The organism is Myxococcus dinghuensis, from assembly GCF_024198235.1.
In the GTDB taxonomy this organism is placed as follows: Bacteria; Myxococcota; Myxococcia; order Myxococcales; family Myxococcaceae; genus Myxococcus; species Myxococcus dinghuensis.
In genome coordinates, this window is sequence record NZ_JAKCFB010000124.1 from 1 (window position 1) to 1,075 (window position 1,075).

Annotated in this window: 1 pseudogene; it reads right to left on the reverse strand. The window is 67.3% G+C overall.

Annotation, left to right across the window (positions count from 1 at the left end):
* A pseudogene (locus LZ198_RS42810) lies at window positions 1-1,008 on the reverse strand (hypothetical protein); the annotation flags it as partial.
* Between the last annotated feature and the right edge of the window lie 67 nt (window positions 1,009-1,075).

Here is a 1,075-nt window from a genome sequence, read left to right on the forward strand (position 1 = left end):
CGCGAGCGGCTCTTTCAGGTCGGACAGCGCCGCATCCGCCATCTTCCGGGCCTCAACCTCCCGGTCGATGTTGCTCGAAGCGTCCTCGGCGACTTGCATGAAGCGCACGCCATAGGCGGCTTGGCTGTCTGCGTCCTCGAGGACGACGCTCTTTCGCTTCGGCTGGCGCGCGACGTCGAGGTCGCCCGTGTCCGAGTAGACGACCTCAATCCGGTTGCGGACCTCCGTCTTGTTGAGGGTGAGCTTGGCGACAGCGCGGTAGTCGCTGGGGCCGAACGTCCAAGCCAGCGAGGGATTTACGCGCTCGGGCTCGCTGAACGTCAGGGCGTACGAGCCGCTCGCCTCTCGCCAGCGATAGCGCACCTCCCAGCCAATCTGTTGGGCCAAGTCCCGCAGTGCGTCCAGGACGCTCGCCTTCTTCTGCGCGTACCGCCGTAGCTTCCAGCCGGGGGAGACGGGCGTATGCAGCAGCACGCCGGTTCCGTTGTCCGCGAGGATGGCCTGCATGACGGCTTCCACCGCAACGCCCGAGACGGAGTCCCCATAGGGGCGCTCGACCTCGATGAAGGAGTCCTGGAGCCGGCCGCCCAAGTCCCTCCCCCGGAAGACGAGCTGCTCGTCCGCGAAGTCGACTTCGTCGATGTCGCCATGGAAGAGCATGCGCCACTCACCCGCGCTCGGCGGCATGCCCACGGGGGACACCGCCGCCTCGATGATGAACTCGCGCCCCGGGCGGATGAGCTGCCCACTCACGGCGTTCAGCTTCGAGTCCGCGCGCAGCGGCGAGGTGCTGAACAAGTCGACCTGGCGCTTGACTGTCACCGTCGCGGCGGAGACCGGCTGGTCCACGTCCTCGTCGACTTCAACGGCGTCGAGGAAGTCGCGCCCTTCAACCTGGCTCAAGTCCACCCACCCACCGGCCCCACTGCGGACCTTCACCCGGACGTAGGACGCATGCCCGGCCGGATTCGACAGGACGGCGAGCCCCTGAGACGACATGGCGCGCATGGCTGACTAAACCTCCCTCAACGTGAATTCGAGCCGCTCGCCGACGACGCGCGACCCGTTGTGGCTG